We start from the raw sequence: 18,741 nt of genomic DNA on the forward strand, positions 1-18,741 counted from the left end.
GCAATTATACGTCGCTGATGCGACGCTCTGCTTTTGCCCCCTCGCGGTGCCTTCCGGCTCCTGACGAACACATTGATTTTGTTCGAACGAAGGAGTTTGCTCGTCATGGCCGTCCCGCATTTTTCAGTCAGCATCGTTGCACGCGGCTCCGGTCGCAGTGCCGTGCTGTCGGCGGCGTACCGGCACTGCGCCAAGATGGACTATGAGCGGGAAGCCCGGACTATCGACTACACCCGCAAGCATGGCCTGCTGCACGAGGAGTTTGTCATTTCCCCCGATGCGCCTCAATGGCTGCAATCGATGATTGCCGATCGGTCTGTCTCGGGAGCGTCGGAAGCGTTCTGGAACAAGGTTGAGGAGTTTGAGAGACGGTCTGATGCGCAGCTTGCAAAGGATGTCACCATCGCCCTGCCGATCGAGCTGTCTGTCGAGCAGAACATCGAGCTCGTGCGGGATTTCGTGGCGAGACACATAACGGCCGAGGGCATGGTGGCCGACTGGGTCTTTCACGATGCACCAGGCAATCCGCATATCCATCTGATGACCACTTTGCGGCCGCTGACCGAAGACGGGTTCGGTTCGAAAAAGGTGGCGGTGACGGGACCTGACGGCAAAGCGCTGCGCAATAACAGCGGCAAAATCGTCTATGAGCTTTGGGCCGGTGGGCTTGATGATTTCAACGCGTTTCGCGACGGCTGGTTTGCCTGCCAGAACCGGCATCTGGCACTTGCCGGTCTCGATATCAGGATCGATGGGCGGTCCTTCGAGAAGCAGGGCATCGAGCTGACGCCGACGATCCATCTTGGCGTTGGCACGAAGGCGATCGAGAGGAAAGCAGCCAGTGGGAATGGACCTGCGGAAGAGAAGGCTGCGCTCGAACGGCTGGAGCTGCAGGAGGAGCGGCGAGCAGAGAACGCCCAACGGATCCAGCGCAATCCAGCGATTGTTCTCGACCTGATCACGCGGGAAAAGAGTGTCTTCGACGAACGCGATGTCGCCAAGGTCCTACATCGCTATATCGACGATGTGGGCCTCTTCCAGAGCCTGATGGCGCGCATCCTGCAATTGCCTGAGACCCTTCGGCTTGATCGCGAGCGAGTGGACTTTGCGACCGGGGTTCGGGCGCCGACAAAGTACACCACACGGGAGCTGATCCGGCTCGAGTCTGAGATGGCGAACCGCGCGACCTGGCTATCGCAGCGGTCTTCGCATGGCGTCGGGAAAACGGTGCTCGAGAGGACCTTCGCGCACCATGAACGGCTTTCTGATGAGCAAAAAGTCGCCATCGAACATGTCGTTGGTGTTGAGCGGATCGCCGCTGTGATAGGCCGCGCAGGTGCTGGCAAGACCACGATGATGAAGGCGGCGCGTGAGGCCTGGGAAGCGGCCGGCTACCGTGTCGTCGGTGGTGCGCTTGCCGGCAAGGCGGCTGAAGGTCTGGAGAAGGAAGCGGGCATCGTCTCCCGTACCCTGTCGTCCTGGGAACTCCGCTGGGATCAGGGTCGCGGGCAACTCGACCACAAGACGGTTTTCGTTCTGGACGAGGCTGGCATGGTGTCGTCGCGGCAAATGGCGACATTCGTCGAAGCTGTCACCAAAGCCGGCGCCAAGCTCGTGCTTGTCGGCGATCCGGAGCAGCTTCAACCGATCGAAGCGGGCGCCGCCTTCCGCGCTATTGCCGATCGCATCGGCTATGCCGAACTCGAAACAATCTATCGCCAGCGAGAGCAATGGATGCGCGACGCATCGCTCGATCTCGCGCGCGGCCATGTTGGCAAAGCCCTCGCAGCCTATCAGTCGAACGGCAAAATGATTGGCTTAGAGCTGAAGGCCGATGCGGTCACCAACCTCATCGCTGACTGGAACCGCGATTACGATCCCGCCAAGTCCACATTGATCTTGGCGCACCTGCGCCGTGACGTCCGCATGCTGAATGAGCTGGCGCGCATGAAACTGATCGAGCGCGGCATCATCGAGCAGGGACTTGTATTCAAAACCGCCGATGGCAACCGCAACTTTGCAGCCGGCGACCAGATTGTCTTCCTGAAGAACGAGGGTTCAATCGGCGTCAAGAACGGCATGCTGGGCAAGGTGCTGGAAGCCACACCGGGTCGCCTCGTGGCCGTGATTGGCGAGGGTGAACATCAACGGCATGTCACGGTCGAACAGAGCTTCTACAACAATATTGACCACGGCTACGCAACCACGGTGCACAAGAGCCAGGGCGCCACTGTCGACCGGGTCAATGTGCTGGCGTCGCTGTCCCTTGATCGTCACCTCACCTATGTCGCGATGACCCGCCACCGCGAGGATCTCGGCGTCTATTACGGCCGCCGATCCTTCGCCAAGGCAGGCGGTCTGGTCGAGATCCTGTCGCGCAGGAATTCCAAGGAAACGACGCTCGATTATGCCGGCGGTAGCACCTACCGGCAGGCACTCCGCTTTGCGGAAGCGCACGGCCTTCACATCATCAACGTTGCCAGGACCGTCGCTCGTGACCGTCTCGAATGGACGGTCCAGCAGAAGCAAAAGCTCCTCGATCTTGCCGGTAGGCTCGCGGCCATCGGCGCCAAGCTCGGTTTCGCAACGTCGATAGCCAACACAGTTCCCACTGCTGCAAAGGAGACCAAGCCCATGGTGGCCGGTATCACCACTTATCCTAAATCGATCGATCAGGCAGTCGAGGATAAGCTGGCGGCCGATCCGGCGCTTAAGCGGCAGTGGGAGGAAGTCTCGATGCGCTTCCATCACGTTTACGCACAGCCGGAAAGCGCCTTCAAAGCCGTCGATGTTGACGCGATGTTGCGCGACCAGGCGGCCGCGGCGAAGACGATCACCAAGATTGCCAGCGAGCCTGAAACCTTCGGCGCCCTCAAGGGCAAGACGGGTCTGCTCGCGAGCCGCGCTGACAAGGTCGACCGGGACCGGGCGCTTAAAAATGTGACGCCGCTCGCCGACAGCATCAGCGATTATCTCCGCCAGCGTGGCGATGCCGAGCGGCGAAATCATGCCGAGGAGCTGGCGGTGCGTCGGCGGGTTGCGCTGGATATCCCCGCTCTCTCGTCCAATGCGAAAAGCGTGCTTGAGCGTGTGCGTGATGCCATCGACCGCAACGACCTGCCTTCGGGTCTTGAATACACGCTCGCCGACAAAATGGTGAAGGCCGAACTCGAAGGTTTCGCGAAGGCGGTTACCGAACGTTTTGGAGAGAGGACGTTCTTGCCCCTTGCCGCGAAGGACCCCAATGGCGAGGCGTTCCTGCGGGTGACGTCTGGCATGAACACTGCGCAGAGGAGCGAAGTGCAACAGGCCTGGAATACGATGCGGACGGTGCAGCAGCTGTCCACCCATGAGCGCAGCGTGACGGCGCTCAAGCAGGCGGAAGCATTGCGCCAGACGAGATCCCAGGGGCTCTCTCTCAAATGAAGAAGCGCCATCGATCTAAAGAGCTCTTGCGCACGAAGCGGCTCGTCTGGTTCTATCGGATCAGCAGCGTCAGCCTGTTCACACTTGGCCTCATTGTGCTGCTCGGAGGTCAGGGCTTCAGGGTCAATCTGACGCCGAGCGAACCGCTGGGCCTGTGGCGGATCGTCGAGCCCGATCGTCCGGTCCTTGTTGGCGATCTGATCTTTATCTGCCCACCCGCCACCGACGAGATGCGTGAAGCGCGCGCGCGTGGATATTTGCGCTTCGGGCTTTGCGCCGGCCGCGTCGCGCCATTGATCAAGACCGTTGTTGCGGAGTCTGGGCAGGAGATCGAAATCCACGACAATGTCCGCGTCGATGGTCGTCCGCTCCCTCACTCGCGCGTTGCACGGACTGACGGCCAGGGGCGGGAGATGGTGCACTACCACGGTGGTTTTGTTCCGCCTGGCACGGTCTTTCTCCATTCCGAATTTCCCGGGGCGTTTGATAGCCGATATTTCGGTCCTCTGCCGATAGAGGGGATCCTCGGACTGGCGCAGGAGGTCTGGACCTATGCGCCGTGAGCTCTTCCGAACTTGTGTCCTCGTCGCATTATCAATGAACGCCGGATGGATCGGTTGGAGCGGTCATGTGCTCCTTCTTCCGGTCGCCGTCGCCTTCCCGCTGCTCTGGTCTTTGGCACGAACGCGCCTGCAGGCGGTGGCTGTCTCCGTTGCCTACTTCCTCGCGGCATCGCGTGGTTTGCCGCAGGGGGTGGCGAATTTTTATGGTCAGGACATCTGGCCCGGACTTTTGCTCTGGCTTGTCGCCTCTTCCGCGTTTGTCACGGTCCATTCTGTGCTCTGGACGAATCGTAAGGGATGGCGGAAGCCGTTCCGATACATGGCTGCTTGTATCGCCATGGCGGTTCCACCATTCGGCATTGTGGGATGGGCGCATCCGATCACGGCTGCCGGCGTTCTGTTTCCAGGGTGGGAATGGTGGGGTCTGGCAGTGATGGCAGCCGGCCTGGCCGTCATGGTGACGCCTTGTGGGCCGGCTGCAGCCACGGCCTTTGCAGGCCTATGGCTCTGGTCCGCCGCCGAGTGGACGACGCCGATTCTACCTGCGGAGTGGACCGGTGTCGATCTGGAAATGGGTGCATCTCTCGGACGCGAGGCTGGCCTCCAGCGGCAACAGGACCTGATCGATGTTGCTCGCGCCCAACCCGTCGGCTCAACGATTGTATTTCCGGAGAGCGCTGTTGGCTTCTGGACGCCGACGGTTGCTCGCGTCTGGCAACGCGCTCTCAGCGGGACGGACATAACGGTCATCGCCGGCGCGGCACTCATCGAGGAGCGAGGCTACGACAATGTGCTGGTGACGATGTCCGCTCAGAGGGCGGAGGTTCTCTACCGGGAGCGAATGCCTGTCCCTGGATCGATGTGGCAGCCGTGGCGGAGCTGGATGGGTAATGGCACTGGTAGCGAAGACGCCGCACGGGCGCATTTCTTCGCCAACCCCGTCGTCGAAGTCGGCACTGCAAGAGTCGCGCCGCTGATCTGCTACGAGCAGCTCCTTGTCTGGCCGGTGTTACAATCGGCGTTCCACCGGCCCGATACCATCGTCGCAGTCGGTAACGGCTGGTGGACTGTGGGGACGTCAATCATCGACATTCAGAAGGCGAGCAGCACGGCCTGGGCACGCCTATTCGATCTTCCTCTCATCATCTCGTTCAACACTTAAGGTTTTGGAGTTTGTATGCTGGATGCTGCGCTAATCAAGGAATGTGCCGACCCATCGTTGAAGCCTGATATCGTCGAGCAGTTCGTGCAGGCCGTCGGCTCGGAGGATCCGCTTGCGATCTCAGTCAGATCCGGCGGCCGACTGATCCTCATTCCCAAACCTAAAACGCCTAAGGAGGCGATCGAAATCGTTCGCGAAAACATTGGCGGCTCTATCGTACGAGTCGGCCTCACCCAGATCCCGGCTGGCATTGGCCTGAAAGACGCGTCCGAATTGAAGGCCGATCTCCTAGACCCCTGCGCCAACCTGCGTGTAGGAACGGCGATGTTCGCCAAGATCCTTCGTATCGTTGCGAAGTGGTATGGAAATCCAACGAGCGAGGAGGTGTTCCCGCAGCTCGTCGATGACGCGGTACACGCCTGGAAGACCGGCAAGTTCGAGGGTGAGAGCGTGTTTCAGGCGGAGGATCCCGGTGGCGCGGTGGTGCAAAAATCAGAGGATGGCGATGATGCAGAAGAGGCTCCAGATGCCGACGCCACGCCCCAGGAGAAAGATGAGCCGTCGAAGCCTGACGATGCCGGCATTCGTATCGATCTGACGAGGATCGGCGGCCAGAAATAGTGCTTAGTCCGAGCGCCGGCCTAGGGCCTGACCGCTTTTGCCTCAGGTCGTCGGGAGAGAGTAGCGGGTGAGGAGCGCCTCGTCGTCTTCGATGCTGATCTCGATCACTTCATTGAGAAGCTCGCCGCCGCCGGCGATCTCCTGCAGGATGAGTTCGAACAGGTCTCGCTGTAGCGCTGGAACGACTTGAGGCACGATGATGATCAATCCGGCGTGGATCTCTTCATTGCCGTAGAGCTTCCGAAAATCACGCGCGTTGTTCGTCACGAAGGTGTAATCTTCCGCGACGATGCGTGGCATCAGATCCCAGTCTTTTTCGCCGCTCAGGCCAAGCCAGTTTACGTGGTAGCCGTCGTGGCCATTCTCGTTGGCAACAGCCACGAGCGAGGTGTGCAGGCATTCATCAATCAGGAACTTCACGGTATCAGCTGCCGGACGGCCTGTTGGCAGCCTTCGAGAGTGAGAGCCGCTTTGAGGACTTCACGGTTGCGCCAAGGTCGGAAAGCTTGCGAGGTCGACCCCTTGCAGGGTGAGCGGCCGTCCAGATCTCCGCGAGTTCAACCATCCGCGCAGTAAGCGCCGGATAGCCCTCGACGATCTCCTCGGTGGTCGCACCCTGGGCCTTCATTGCGGCAATTGTCCTGACAGGGACGCGGGTCTTGTTGAAAACAGGTTCGCCGCCAAGGACACCCTTCACGGATTCAATCGCCCGCTCAGCTTCCCGAAGTGCCTCCGCACGCGCAGCAAGCTGTTCGCGGGCGCGGGCAACATCGACGATCAGATAGTCATCTGCCCGTACAGTATCGGCGTCCGGATTCTGGTCAATCGTGTCGAAAAGCCGCTGGCGGCGCTCGGCGGACAAGATCGAGCCGACCCCGTACCACAGCTTGAGACGCAGCAAGTCGTCGTCAGAGAGTGCCCTACCCTCCTCTTCGGAACGCCGTCGTGCGATGATCCGCTTGTCGATAGCGTTGTGTACCGATTTTACGGCGATTTCGCTGACGGCAGCCGCTTCCGCTGGTGTATAGGCACGCGACATCTGAGCCATAATTATTCTCCTTATGGAGAAGGTATAGAGACTTTATCGTGCGTTGTGAAGTGGGACTTCCATTCTTCGTACGGGCCGAGAGAATCCCAGCAGTTCGGGCTAATAAGACAATTTTCAAAATTCAGTCTTCTTGGTCGGGCGTGACCAGTTCGACGTGGCTGACCCCGAGGGCCTGGGCGATTTCATAAAGTGTGACGATGGAGGGGTTTCGCTTCCCTCTTTCGAGACCGCTCAGATACTGCTGGCTGAAGCCTGAGCGCGCTTCGACATCCTCCTGCGTCAGACCTTTTTCCCGACGAAGGCGGGCGAAATTTCGGCCGACCAGCTTGCGCATATCCATGCGCGGAAGATCACCGTTTACATACTTTAAGTTTATCAACTATAGTATGTAACTGATTTCTATATCGGCTTGCCCCGCCGCACGTCAGATTTTTAAGACGGTTTACACCGACCGCATATGGGCAGTAACTGGATCGATCATGTTCAAAGCAAATGCAGACGGGCCTGTGTCTGATAACAAACTCATATTGCGTCCACTCATCGGTTTAATGAGTGATCAACCGCCTGAAGAGATCGAACGCCATGTTGTGCGGGAGATTGAGAAACATCGCCGCTTGCGCAACGACGCAGTCATGCTCGAAGCGAAAGTCGATGCTGCAGCCGACTCAGACACGGTGAGAGAGGCGAGCGAAGACTACATCCAGGCGATGATTGCGGTGCATGCCCAGCAGACGGTCGTGTCCACGCTTCTCGACATTCTGGGCTATATTCCAGACATGCCGAGATCAAAGGGACACTAATTCAGATAAGGCCGAACTTTGTGGCCATGGCTGTCGCCTGCGGCAAGGTCGTCGCACCCAATGCAGCCTTGGCATTGCGAATGAAGAAGGCGACATTGGCATAGGTGGTGTTCTCGATGATCGCGATCGCACGCATCGATTTACCCTCGGCGGACCATCGCAAGCAAGTCAACTCATCCGACTTCAATCGAATTGGCGTTCGAAAGGTTGGCTTCGCTCCCATGCCTTCGAGCCTCGCATGCAGTTGCGCGACTGCCGAAGCCGCAAGGACCGGGTTCAGCTGTTGTCCTTGGGCGAAGTCCGCATCTGCTGAGGCAAGTGTAAGCATCGCCATACGCCCGAAGCCCGCCTTGATCGGAATGGTAATCCCTGAGCGGATTCCGAACTCACCGGCCTCTCCGTAGAAGGCCCTGCGCTCCTTGCTCATTCGCAGTGATGCTTCATTGGACCACGCGAAGGCCTCAAACTTGTCGCGGGCGTTTCGCACGACTGGATCAATCGATGCATATGCTCTTTCGAGATATCGCTGCTGCCACTCAATGTCATAGTTTGAGATTGCCGTGTGGGTTTCTGCCTGAAGGCTCAGATACGCATAGGCGCCAAAACCCGCTTCCTGACTGAGCTTTTCCAGGGTGGCCCTCACTGCTGCTTCGTCGTGCGCCAGGGCAACCTGTTCGGTCAAGTGCTCAAACCACTGATTCAATTCACAGCCTCCTTCGACTGAGGGTCTGACTGCAGCACAGTTGCAGTCATCTAGGGATGCCCTTGGCTGAGGGCGCGGTAGCTCCGAGTCAAGTCGCCGCACCGGAGCATGCGGCTTTAAAGTTGACGATTAAATGATAGTTTTTAGCCATGCAAGATTGTATTAGCCCATAACGATTCAATCTGTATGTGGCATTTGCAGGGCAGGATTGGTCGGCTGGTCGCGATACGCGGCTGGAAAGACGATGTCCTGGTCTACCAACACGTTGAATTTGTAGCCCGGCCGTATCCTGACCGTCGGCTGGACATTCAGATTTTTTGAGATGCTTTGCTCGGCCACTCGGCCGAAGCTCTCGGCAAAATTCCGACGGGCGGCGTCGGACGCGGTATCCTGCGTCGCGAGCGTCGAGTTTTCAGGGATCGAAATGTCGATGCCTGTGCCGATGATGGCAATGAGCGCGGCAGAGCCAAACGTACGCCAGAGGTGGCGATCGACCTTGTCCTTGAAGCCGCCATAGCCCTCGGCATCCGTGCCGGCCATGCCGCCGATCTGAAGTGTAGATCCATTCGGGAATATGAGGTCCGTCCAGACGACCAACACTCGCTCCTGCCCGAACGATACCTTGGAATCGTACCGCCCAAAGAGTTTCGCCCCCTGCGGGATGAGCAGCCGGTAGCCCGTGGCACTGTCATAGACATTCTGGCTAACCTGCGCCGAGATCCGTCCCGGAAGGTCGGAGTTCAGGCCCGTGATCATGGTCGCAGGGATGACAGATCCACGCTTCAGCTCAAAGCGCGAGAGCTGCGGGACCACCTGGTTTGGCAGATAGCCAAGATCCTTGATGTCCTGGTTGAAGAAGTCTTCCTTTGAGGTCTGGCCGTTTTGATCGGCGTTCTGTCCGAGTAGTCCGGACTTCATTGCGGCGCTGTAGAGATCGGATGCGCTGTTCGTCGCGGAATTGAACGGTTGACGGGCATCGATTGTAGTTTCCGACGAGCTTTTCTGCACCTCGGACACATCTACCTTGAGCGGGGAGTCTAGCGCTGTTGCGCGAGCCTGAATGCTTGCCATACGCTGACGCTGCGCCTCACGGAGTATTTGCTCATCTTGTTCGCGTTTCAGCCGCGCTCTCCACTCGGCCTCGGGCTCAAGTTGCGTTCTGTGTTCCGTTCGGGTGACTTCTTGACGATCCGCCACCGGCACTCTCATGCGCTCACGCTCGATGACGACAGGTGTCGGCTGGAACACTTCCCGTTGCTCCGGCTCGCCGATAATCCCGTCAGACACGCCACGCTTCAGCTGATCGCCAAATGAGGTGGCGGGAGCGGTGGTAACTGTGTCGAGCTCGTTTCCCCGGTTGAAGGAAAGGCCACGCCACGAAAGGCCGATGATGACCACGCCGAAAAACAGAACAATGATGACGATAGCGACGATGATTGGCAGGCGATTGAGGCGTCGCATGCTCTGTTGATCATCAGAATTACCCGCCGTGCCGAGTTGGAGCGATTGAACCATGGTCTCGCCTTCCCTCAGTTTCGCTGCATGACCGAAAGCGGACTGGCGGGTGTCGCGCCTGATGAGGTCGTCGTATAGACCCGACCAAGCGCAACGGTTGGTGTGCTGACTTGCGCCAGTATCTGACCATCGAAACTGTCGATCGACCACGCAAACTCGACAGGCTTCTGATCTTTACTGACTTTCTTATCGGTAACGACCGCGTACCCCCATCCCTTTAGCGCGGCCTCAAGAGCGGCGGCGTATTCGGAGGTATCTTTTTCCATTTTGAGCGTCGTGGTGCCGGCAGGTCCAAGCTGTTCGGCAAGCCGGCTTGCCATATCGCCGGCGATTACGCTTGCGGTGCTCCCTGTGACAGAAATCGGCGTAGAACTTGTGGGCAGCGTCTCATCCGCAGTCTGGCAACCAGAAAGAACGGCGGTGATGATGATGGCGACGATGGTCTTGTTCATGGGTCAACCTCCGCGCCGGATCGTGATCTTTTGCTGGCGCCAGCCGACCCCAGAGACGAGCACAGCCTTGTCGACGGCGTAGTCGACGATCATCACGTCGTTCTTCATGCGGTAGTTGACGATGCGGTTCTGGCCGCCGCTGACGACGAATAGCACCGGAGCGTCCTGCCCAGAGATGGACCGTGGAAACTGGATGTAGGTTTTGACGCCATCGGAATAGACGCGCTTCGGCCGCCATGAGGCTCCGCCGCTAACCGAATAGGCGAAGTTCAGCTTATCTGGAGCAGTTCCGGGAGTGCCGCCAGTCTCGAGCCGGGCATTGATGTCAGCCAGCTTGGTCGACACATCTTCTGGATACTCGAAGCCGATCCGCGCCATATACTGGCTGGGATGGGATTTAAGCTGGATATGGTAGGTTCGTCGAGAGGTCGTGACGACCATTGACGTGACGAGGCCGGCCTCGGACGGCTTGACGATCAGGTGGATCGCCTGTCCACCGGTTGCTCCAGACGTCGCCGGTTCTACCTTCCAGCGGACCGTGTCACCGACAAGCACGTCTCGGACGATCTCGCCACCCTGCAGCTCGATGTCACAAACCTGAAGCGGCGAGCACACAACCGAGGGCTGGGTTTCGCCGAACAGAAAGATCACTTTGCCATCAGGTCCCGTCGTGACTAGACCCGGCGTCCCCCGCCACTTCCGCGAGAGGTTGGTCCCCTTCACCTCGTTCGACGTCATGCTCTGTGCGGCCGCGCAATCCGCGAGGACGAGTCCCACCATGCAGCCGACGGCCGCGATCAATCCTGTTCTGTGCATGTCAATTCCCCTGCCCTTAAAGCTGTGCAGTCCAGTCGAAGTCCTGGACATAAAGACCGATCGGGTTGAGGCGGATGATCGCCTCGTCCTGTGGAGCGGTGAGCGCGACCGTCGCGATGCCGCGGAACCGCCTCGTGCCGGTCTCCTTGCCCTTGCGATCGCGCTCATATTCGGTCCAGTCGATCTGATAGGTCTGGTTGGACAGCGCTACGATGTTGTTGACCTCGATGGCGACGGTCGATGTCTTCGCCTTTTCGAACGGCGAGTTGCCGCGGAACCAGGCATTGATCTTCTGGGTGGAAGGATCGGATGTCCTGAGCAGCGCGTAGGTCCGGTCGATGTATTGCTTCTGCACCACGGCATCCGGCGTGATCGATTTCAGGCTTGTGATGAAGTTGCCGAGCGTTGCGCGAACGACCCGGGCATCGGCGTACTCGATCTGCTGCGGGAAGCCTGCTGTCACCGACGTGCCGAGTTTATCGACTTCGACGATGTAGGGCACCAGCTTGACCTGCGTGCTGAGATACATGGCATAGGTGAAGCCAATCACGGCCATCGATAGCCCAAGAATGCCGACGATCCTCCATGCGCGTGCGGCCTGGACATAGGATCCATATCGTTCCGTCCATTCCTGCCGGGCGGCAAGGTAAGGGCTGTCGGGCGGCTGATTTGCTGCCATCGCTTTTGCCTTCCTGATGATTAGGTGTTGTGTCGTTCGGGAGGTGGTGTCGGGCTGCTATGCCCTGTGCGAGCCTGATCGAGCTTGGCGTTGGCGAGCCCCATGATCGAACCGGCATAGGCGCCGGGCGAACCGATCGCCTTTTCTTTCACGGCGGAGCTTGCAGCCCTTCCTGCCGATCCGATGCCAGCACTCATGCCGCGAAGTGTGGCACCTGCCACAGATGATCCCGCAGCCCGCGCGGATTGGGCTGCTGCAGCGCCTGCGCCCACTGCACCTGCGGCAAGCGATGCTGTGCCGAGAGCAAATGATGTCGTCTGGCCGCCGTGACGAATGGTTTCCATGCCGCCCGTGACGGATGCACCTTGAACGACGCCCTGGATGATGTTGGGTACGTACATCGCGATAATGAAGACCACGACCGAGATGCCAGCGATCGCCAATGTGGTGATAAACTGGTCCGTTTCCGCCGTCGGTGCTTGTGCCAGTCCGAGGAGCACTTCCGAGCCAATTTTAGCGATCATGACCAAGGCCATGAGCTTCATACCGACGCCGAAGGCATAGACCAGATAACGGACGGCAAAATCCTTGGTGAAGGACGAGCCGCCCAAGCCGAGCATGATCATGCCGGCGAGTAGTCCGACATACATCTCGACCATCACCGCGACGAAGATTGCGGCCACGAGCGAGAAGCAAATCACCACAACCCCCATCGCCAGGACGGCGGCGATCGCAAGCGCATTGTCCTCGAACACCCCGAACTTCGCCTGCTCGGACATCTGCGAAGCCACCCGTATACCGGCATCGAACACTTCGGCCGGCGAAGCCGATCCGCCGCCAGCGCCGATCTGATAGAGGCTGTTGACGACGTCCCTCGCAAGCGTTGGTCCCTGGGTTAGAACGAACGCGAAGAAGCCTATAAACATGATCCGTCTGACGAGTTCAGCGAACCAGCTATCAAGCGACGCGGCTTGTATGGCGAGCCAGACGGCGGCGATGCCGACCTCGATCCCCGCAAGGATCCAGAATAGCGACCTTGCCGCGTCCATTATGGTGGTCTCCCACCCCTTCGCGGCAGCAGAGACCTGGTTTTCAAGCTCTGTCAGGACCTGTCCTTGCTGCGCGAACGCTGGGGTGGCGAGGACCAGGCAGGCTATGCCGCCGAGCACGAAGGCTCGCTCAAGATTTCGCTTTACCATCGTGGCCGCATCTCCTGACTTTTTTCGATCGGGGGCAGCTCCTTGGATGTGCCGAAAAATTTCTCACGGGTGATCCGTTGCTCTTCGCTCATCTCGGGTGATGCCGGGGCGTTTGCCTGGACGAAATAAAAAGTGGTGGCGGAAGCCGCCGCAGCGACCATGACCAGCACCATGACGAGGACCGGGCGGCTCACCAGCGTGGCTCCATCTTCTGGCCACTCGGGATCGTGGTAACGTCGGCATTGAAGAATTTCTCACGCCGGGCCTGTGCGAGGTCCTTGTCCGTCTGCTCGGTCTGGAGCCATGTCCCCATCATCGTCATTTGCTGCGAGACAAGACCACGCAGCTTCTGCATTTGGGAAACCTGCTGGGCGGCAATCTGGTGTCCGACCTGGAGGGCCTTCATTTGGCCGTCGGCCGACTCCGACATCGATCGCAGCGAACTCATCGTGCCCTCCTCGGTATCGAACTGATCCGCTGTCAGACTGGCTGCCTTCAGAGTGCTTCCGATCGTGTCCCTGTTCGTGTCCGACCAGGATTGGTAGGTGTTCGAGAAAGACTCGGCGTTCGGCAGGTTGGTTTTCAGATCCGCATAGCTATTGAACCGCTGCTGAAGGACGTCGTCGGCATTGCCCATCGAGAAAGAGATGCTCTGCCCTTGATCAACAATGCTGCGCAGACGGTTGAGATCGCTTTCGACCTGGCCCCAGATATGATCAGGGAGCTGCGCCGTGTTCTGCAGCATGTTCTCATAGATCTTCAGCTGGTTCTGGATTTGCTCGGCAAGTTGCGTGATCTGGGTCAACTGATTGTCGACCTGCAGGCCGGAGCTTTTGAGAAGGTCGATGAGCTGCGCATTGTTGGCGAGCTGCGTCCATTCGGTGGCAGCGCCCGTTGCTGACCCTGCATGGGCGGAAACAATCGGCGACAGCGCGATTGCCGCAGTCATCGTTGCGACGATCCAGTTACCGGACGTTGAGGTGCGACGTGGCATCGTGAACTCCTCTCGATTCAAGCCAATGGGTCGGCCATTCCTGGCCGTGTTCCGCCTTCAGCGCTCTGATGCGCTTCAGGTCTTCCTTTCCCGATGCGCCCACAAAGCTCAGCGCCACTGGCCCGAGCGACATGTCGAAGAGCCGCCGTCCGTCTGGCGTGGCGACGTAGTATTCGCGCTTGGGGATGGCACCCGAAACGATCTCGATCTGACGCTCGTTGAAGCCAATCCGTTCGTAGAATTCCCGGGTCCCCGGCTCGCGTGCGGCGCCGTTCGGGAGGCAGATCTTGGTCGGGCAGGATTCCTTCAGCACGTCGATGATGCCGGAGCGCTCAGCGTCGGAGATGGATTGCGTCGCCAGAACGACCGCGCAATTGGCTTTGCGGAGAACCTTCAGCCATTCCCGGATCTTGTCGCGAAACACGGGATGGCCGAGCATCAGCCAAGCCTCGTCGAGGAGAATAAGACTAGGTGAGCCGTCGAGCCGCTTCTCGATCCGGTGGAAGAGATAGGTGAGGACGGGCACCAGATTACGCTCGCCCAAGTTCATGAGCTGCTCGATCTCGAAGCACTGAAACGCTCGAAGCGTCAGGCCATCCTCTTCAGCGTCTAGAAGCTGACCCATCGGGCCATCGACCGTATAGTGATGGAGTGCATCCTTGATTTCGCGCATCTGCACGCCGCTGACGAAGTCCGATAGCGACTTTCCGGGTGCTGTCGCCATCAGCCCGATCTGGCGAGAGATTGCATTACGGTGGTCCGGCGTGATGGTAACGCCCTGCAGGGCGACAAGCGTTTCGATCCACTCGGTCGCCCATGCTCGATCGCCATCTGTCGAAAGATCGAAGAGCGGGCAGAATGCCAGCGCTCTCTCCTCCCCCTTTTGGTCGTTGCCAATCTCGTAGTGATCGCCGCCGGCAGCAAGCGTCAGGGGCAGGAGCGAGTTGCCCTTGTCGAAGGCAAAAATCTGGGCACAATCATAGCGGCGGAACTGCGCAGCGATTAAGGCGAGCAGGGTCGATTTACCCGAACCTGTTGGTCCGAAGATCAGGGTGTGGCCGACATCGTCGACATGCAGGTTCAGTCGGAACGGGGTTGAGCCCGAAGCCACCTGCATCAGCGGCGGCGAGTTCGGTGGGTAGAACGGGCACGGCGCCACCGGATTTCCCGACCATACCGAGTTCAATGGAATGAGATCCGCTAGGTTGCTCGTGTTGATCAGCGGCTCACGGATATTGGCGTACCAGTTCCCCGGCAGGCTCCCGAGAAACGCATCTGTCGCGTTCAAGGTCTCGACACGTGCTCCGAACCCCTCGGCCTGGACCAGCCGGCGGATAGCCTCCGCCTTTTCCTGCAGGGCGTCGCGTTCTTCATCGAACAGGATCACGACCGGTGTATAGTAGCCGTATGCAACCAGCTGGGACGAAGCCTGAGCGATGGCGTCTTCGGTCTCGGCGACCATGGTCATGGCATCCTGATCCGCCGATCTGCTCTGCGTCTGGAAAAGCTGATCGAAGAATGGGCGAACCTTCTGCTGCCATTTCTTCCGCGTGCGTTCGAGCTTCTGGCGTGCGTCTTCCGCATCAAGGAAGATGAAGCGCGACGACCAGCGGTAGGTAAGCGGCATCAAGTCGAGATTGTTGAGGATGCCGGGCCAGCTCTCGGCAGGCAGGCCATCTATGGCGACAACCGCGAGGAACCGGTTCTCTACCTTTGGCGTCAGGCCGTGCTCCAGCTCAGCCGTTGCCAGCCAGTCGAGATACATCGGGACTTCCGGCAGCCGGACCGGATGGCTCTCCCCCGTGATACAAAAGCGAACGAACTGCAGGAGGTCGTCATAGCGCGCGACCCGCTCCCCTCCCCTCTCGCGAACTTCGCGGGTCTGCATGCGGGCGATCGACAGGGTGTTGGCCAGATACTGTTCTATTTCCCGGATCGCGTTTCGAAAAACTGATAGCACTGTGTCTGCATAGGATTTCTTCCGGCTCTCCTCGTCCGAGTAGATGTATTTGGCTAACGCGGTCTTCTTCGACTCGAGCGGCCGGTAGGTGAGAATGATCGCATGCTTGCTCTCGAAATGCCCCTGCTCACGCCTGAAGTGGGCTCTCCGCTCCAAATCGATCGCGCGAGTGACAGGATCGGGAAAATGGCACTGGTCAGGCGTGGGGTAGTCGACCGTTGGCACTCGGATGGCCTCGACCTGGATCATCCACCCGGTCCCGAGACGCGACAGGATCGCATTGATCTGCCGAGAAAGCTCGTTGCGTTCGAGGTCGGTGGCGCTTTCGGAGTCCGGACCCGCGAAGTACCAGCCAGCCATCAGGCTGCCGTCCTTCAGAAGCAGGACGCCGTTGTCGACTAGGCCGGCATAGGGAACCAGATCAGCGAACGAGGGACCTGTTGCGCGGAAATGTTTGAGGGCAGCCATTGGACAGCTCTAGTACTTGCGCCACGGCGCGGCCGTCGGCCGGTAGTGGGATTTGTAGGAAATGTGACGGGCATAGACCTGCCGCATCAGCGGGTCAGACTTGGCCATCATTCGAAGTAGTCCGACGATGACGATCCAGACGGCCACGCCAAAGAGCGCCGAATAGACCGTCAGCACCACGAAGATTAGGATCACGGCCGCAAGCCCGGTGATCAGCACCAGCTCACGGTCGGCACCCATCAGGAGGTTTGGTCGAGACAGTGCGCGATGAATGCGATTGCGGCGGAGGCTCACGTAGCCCCCTCCCCCGCTCTGTCCAAAATGACCTGCGTGACCTGCTCTTTCGGTAGGCCGATTGACGCACCGGTGGCGCCGAAGAGGCCGACGATCGTCGTGGCACCAAGCAAGATTCCGGCGACCAGGACGACATAGACCAGTCTGCGAGCGAAGTCGTTGAGCTCGCCACCGAAAATCAGCATACCTCCGGCGATTGCGACTGCGGCAAGTGCGATATACCCCGCAACCGGACCAGTGATGGACTCCTGGATCTGCTCAAGCGGTCCTTCCCACGGAAGGCTTCCTCCTGAACTGGCAAAAGTCGGTGATGCAACGGCGATTGCTGCGATAGCGATAGCCGCAATGGTGGGGGCTGACTTTTCAAGCTGCATCGCGGCTTTCCTCGGCATAAGCTTCAGTTAGGTACTGCCCCCCGGCAAAGCGGGTCACATGAAGGATCTCATTGACCTGGCGTCCTTTGGCCGTTCGTTCGATAGAAATGATGAGATCGACCGCATCTCCGATGACTGCCTGCATCGGTTGATGACTTGCCTCGGCTGTTAGCTGTTCTAAGCGCTGCAACGCTGATCGTGCGCTGTTTGCATGGATTGTTGCGACTCCGCCGGGGTGTCCCGTGTTCCAGGCCTTGAGCATAGTCAGTGCTGCGCCATCGCGAACCTCGCCGACGATGATACGATCTGGTCTCAAGCGCATCGTGCTTCTCAAGAGACGCGACATATCGACGGCGTCGCTGGTGTGCAGGCTGACTGCGTTGTGCGCGGCACATTGAATCTCAGCGGTGTCTTCCAAAATGACCAAGCGGTCATCGGGGGAACTTGCAACGATCTCGGCGATGATCGCGTTTGTCAGCGTGGTCTTGCCGGAACCCGTGCCGCCGGCAACCAGGATGTTGAGCTTCGAAGCAATTGCGCTTCGAATGACGTCGGCATGCTTCGCGGTCATCACCTTACTGGACACATAGTCGTCGAGCGGTATGAGACGCGACGCACGACGGCGGATGGTGAACGACGGGCCTGAAACGACGGGAGGCAGTAGTCCTTCAAAGCGATGCCCGCCGATTGGCAGTTCGCCTGAAACGATCGGGCGATCATCATCGACCTCGGAGTTGAGAACATGAGCGACGCTGCCGATGACGGTTTCTGCCGCAGACCGTGTCATCTCTCCTGCTGCGGCGATCCCGTGACCAAGCCTTTCGATGAACAGCCGACCGTCAGGATTCAGCATGATCTCAACGACACCAGGGTCTTCGAGAGCTATGCAAAGATGGTCTCCCAGCGCGTTCTGCAGTTTGCTGACGAGGCGGGGAAGTGAGCGGTTTTGTGTGCCGAGCATGATCAGGCCGCTTCCTTTTTGAGGGTTGAGAAGTTTGATGAATAGGTGCCGGGGCGAAGGCGATCGAAGCTCACCCAATCTGCTGGAAGGCTTCCGGCGATACTTCGCGTCTCATTGATTTGAATGGGTGAGCCTAGGCGCTTGAGCGGCCAGCCGGCGCGACGAAGGATACGCTCCAACCGGACGTCCGTTGCGGTGAGGATCTCGGAGTAACCATTAAGTATGCTCCACTCGACGATACCGGCGAACATCGCGAGCGTTGCAGTGTGAAGGCCCGACTGCTGTTGCCTTCCAGCGGCTTCGGTATCCACACAAAATCTAGAACTTTCGATCATGCGGGCATGAACTCGCAGATGAGCCGATTCTAGAAGCTGTGGAAATACCCTCTCCAACATCGTGCCGCTCGTGGCGGGCAGGAGCCGCGCACAGCCAATCACAGCATCGGAACGGTCAATGCATAGGATGTACGTCGGCTTTAGCTCATCGAAGCTGTCTATCTCGAGGCCGGATGTGCAACGGACGTTCCAGGCCAGTCTGCCGCGGAAGATGCGGGCGCGAAGACGGTGCATGTCGTGAGTGAGGCGGTGTTCTGCTTCGGTCTCTGGATTACTGATCCCAACGATGCGCATCGGGCAAATCTCCCCTGCTCTGACGGTGCGAGGAGCTTTGCCGGGCCATCCAGCTTTGATCTACTGCCAAAAGTGTC

At 59.1% G+C, this 18,741-nt stretch carries 21 protein-coding genes; 5 read left to right on the forward strand and 16 right to left on the reverse strand.

All coding sequences use genetic code 11. The features are described 5' to 3' along the window. The first annotated feature begins 105 nt into the window (after positions 1-105). From traA to GH983_RS22450, 4 genes are read left to right on the forward strand one after another with little or no spacing between them, the layout of a single operon-like run. The gene (gene traA, locus GH983_RS22435; RefSeq protein ID WP_153763737.1) at positions 106-3,426 is read left to right on the forward strand and encodes a Ti-type conjugative transfer relaxase TraA; all 3,321 of its coding nucleotides are present in this window, start codon (positions 106-108) and stop codon (positions 3,424-3,426) included. After that, positions 3,423-3,989, forward strand: coding sequence for a conjugative transfer signal peptidase TraF (gene traF / locus GH983_RS22440; RefSeq protein WP_097143196.1), 567 nt, complete (start codon positions 3,423-3,425; stop codon positions 3,987-3,989). Before traA ends, traF begins: the two co-directional genes overlap by 4 nt. Continuing rightward, positions 3,979-5,151 carry a conjugal transfer protein TraB gene (locus GH983_RS22445; protein ID WP_097143197.1) on the forward strand — a complete coding sequence of 391 codons (1,173 nt, stop codon included), beginning with the start codon at positions 3,979-3,981 and terminating at the stop codon, positions 5,149-5,151. The genes traF and GH983_RS22445 overlap by 11 nt, the downstream gene beginning before the upstream one ends. Positions 5,152-5,166: 15 nt before the next feature. Further along, a complete protein-coding gene (locus GH983_RS22450; protein ID WP_153763738.1) occupies positions 5,167-5,772 on the forward strand; it encodes a TraH family protein in 606 nt (201 codons plus the stop codon). Between the two features lie 42 nt (positions 5,773-5,814). On the opposite strand, the gene GH983_RS22455 is transcribed toward GH983_RS22450, so the two are convergent. From GH983_RS22455 to GH983_RS22465, 3 genes are all read right to left on the reverse strand, one after another. Beyond that, the gene (locus tag GH983_RS22455) at positions 5,815-6,192 is read right to left on the reverse strand and encodes a DUF5615 family PIN-like protein (RefSeq protein WP_153763739.1); all 378 of its coding nucleotides are present in this window, start codon (positions 6,190-6,192) and stop codon (positions 5,815-5,817) included. Positions 6,193-6,196: 4 nt separating this feature from the next. Beyond that, positions 6,197-6,820 carry a DUF433 domain-containing protein gene (locus GH983_RS22460; RefSeq protein ID WP_153763740.1) on the reverse strand — a complete coding sequence of 208 codons (624 nt, stop codon included), beginning with the start codon at positions 6,818-6,820 and terminating at the stop codon, positions 6,197-6,199. A 121-nt stretch (positions 6,821-6,941) separates the two neighbouring features. Next, positions 6,942-7,160 (reverse strand): helix-turn-helix domain-containing protein, encoded by a 219-nt coding sequence (locus GH983_RS22465; protein WP_097143201.1) that lies wholly within the window; start codon positions 7,158-7,160, stop codon positions 6,942-6,944. A gap of 139 nt (positions 7,161-7,299) precedes the next feature. Between GH983_RS22465 and GH983_RS22470 the strand changes: the two genes are divergently transcribed. Then, positions 7,300-7,620, forward strand: a complete 321-nt coding sequence (locus GH983_RS22470; RefSeq protein WP_097143202.1) for a transcriptional repressor TraM — start codon at positions 7,300-7,302, stop codon at positions 7,618-7,620. A gap of 1 nt (position 7,621) precedes the next feature. Here GH983_RS22470 and GH983_RS22475 read toward each other — a convergent pair whose 3' ends face one another. From GH983_RS22475 to traI, 13 genes are all read right to left on the reverse strand, one after another. Next, complete coding sequence (locus GH983_RS22475; RefSeq protein WP_194842846.1) at positions 7,622-8,323, reverse strand: autoinducer binding domain-containing protein; 702 nt, start codon at positions 8,321-8,323, stop codon at positions 7,622-7,624. A 177-nt stretch (positions 8,324-8,500) separates the two neighbouring features. Beyond that, complete coding sequence (trbI, locus tag GH983_RS22480) at positions 8,501-9,838, reverse strand: IncP-type conjugal transfer protein TrbI (RefSeq protein ID WP_153763742.1); 1,338 nt, start codon at positions 9,836-9,838, stop codon at positions 8,501-8,503. 14 nt (positions 9,839-9,852) lie between these two features. Beyond that, a complete protein-coding gene (gene trbH, locus GH983_RS22485; protein ID WP_097143205.1) occupies positions 9,853-10,290 on the reverse strand; it encodes a conjugal transfer protein TrbH in 438 nt (145 codons plus the stop codon). Positions 10,291-10,293: 3 nt separating this feature from the next. After that, positions 10,294-11,106, reverse strand: a complete 813-nt coding sequence (gene trbG / locus GH983_RS22490) for a P-type conjugative transfer protein TrbG (RefSeq protein ID WP_097143206.1) — start codon at positions 11,104-11,106, stop codon at positions 10,294-10,296. Between the two features lie 16 nt (positions 11,107-11,122). Further along, positions 11,123-11,785 (reverse strand): conjugal transfer protein TrbF, encoded by a 663-nt coding sequence (locus GH983_RS22495; RefSeq protein WP_097143207.1) that lies wholly within the window; start codon positions 11,783-11,785, stop codon positions 11,123-11,125. 20 nt (positions 11,786-11,805) lie between these two features. Then, positions 11,806-12,984: a P-type conjugative transfer protein TrbL gene (gene trbL, locus GH983_RS22500; RefSeq protein ID WP_097143208.1), complete on the reverse strand. Its 1,179-nt coding sequence runs from the start codon at positions 12,982-12,984 to the stop codon at positions 11,806-11,808. Next, a complete protein-coding gene (gene trbK, locus GH983_RS22505) occupies positions 12,978-13,178 on the reverse strand; it encodes an entry exclusion protein TrbK (protein ID WP_097143209.1) in 201 nt (66 codons plus the stop codon). Before trbK ends, trbL begins: the two co-directional genes overlap by 7 nt. After that, entirely contained in the window at positions 13,175-13,978 is an 804-nt protein-coding gene (gene trbJ / locus GH983_RS22510) for a P-type conjugative transfer protein TrbJ (RefSeq protein WP_113462197.1), read from the reverse strand. The genes trbK and trbJ overlap by 4 nt, the downstream gene beginning before the upstream one ends. Further along, positions 13,950-16,406 (reverse strand): conjugal transfer protein TrbE, encoded by a 2,457-nt coding sequence (locus GH983_RS22515; RefSeq protein ID WP_153763743.1) that lies wholly within the window; start codon positions 16,404-16,406, stop codon positions 13,950-13,952. The genes trbJ and GH983_RS22515 overlap by 29 nt, the downstream gene beginning before the upstream one ends. A gap of 9 nt (positions 16,407-16,415) precedes the next feature. After that, positions 16,416-16,700: a conjugal transfer protein TrbD gene (locus GH983_RS22520; protein WP_113426515.1), complete on the reverse strand. Its 285-nt coding sequence runs from the start codon at positions 16,698-16,700 to the stop codon at positions 16,416-16,418. Continuing rightward, a complete protein-coding gene (locus GH983_RS22525; protein WP_097143212.1) occupies positions 16,697-17,074 on the reverse strand; it encodes a TrbC/VirB2 family protein in 378 nt (125 codons plus the stop codon). Before GH983_RS22525 ends, GH983_RS22520 begins: the two co-directional genes overlap by 4 nt. After that, on the reverse strand, positions 17,064-18,035 hold the full coding sequence (gene trbB, locus GH983_RS22530) for a P-type conjugative transfer ATPase TrbB (protein ID WP_097143213.1): 972 nt from the start codon (positions 18,033-18,035) through the stop codon (positions 17,064-17,066). Before trbB ends, GH983_RS22525 begins: the two co-directional genes overlap by 11 nt. Before the next feature lie 2 nt (positions 18,036-18,037). Next, entirely contained in the window at positions 18,038-18,664 is a 627-nt protein-coding gene (gene traI, locus GH983_RS22535) for an acyl-homoserine-lactone synthase TraI (protein WP_097143214.1), read from the reverse strand. Positions 18,665-18,741 lie beyond the last annotated feature (77 nt).

It is taken from the genome of Agrobacterium sp. MA01, from assembly GCF_009650195.1.
In the GTDB taxonomy this organism is placed as follows: domain Bacteria; phylum Pseudomonadota; class Alphaproteobacteria; order Rhizobiales; family Rhizobiaceae; genus Allorhizobium.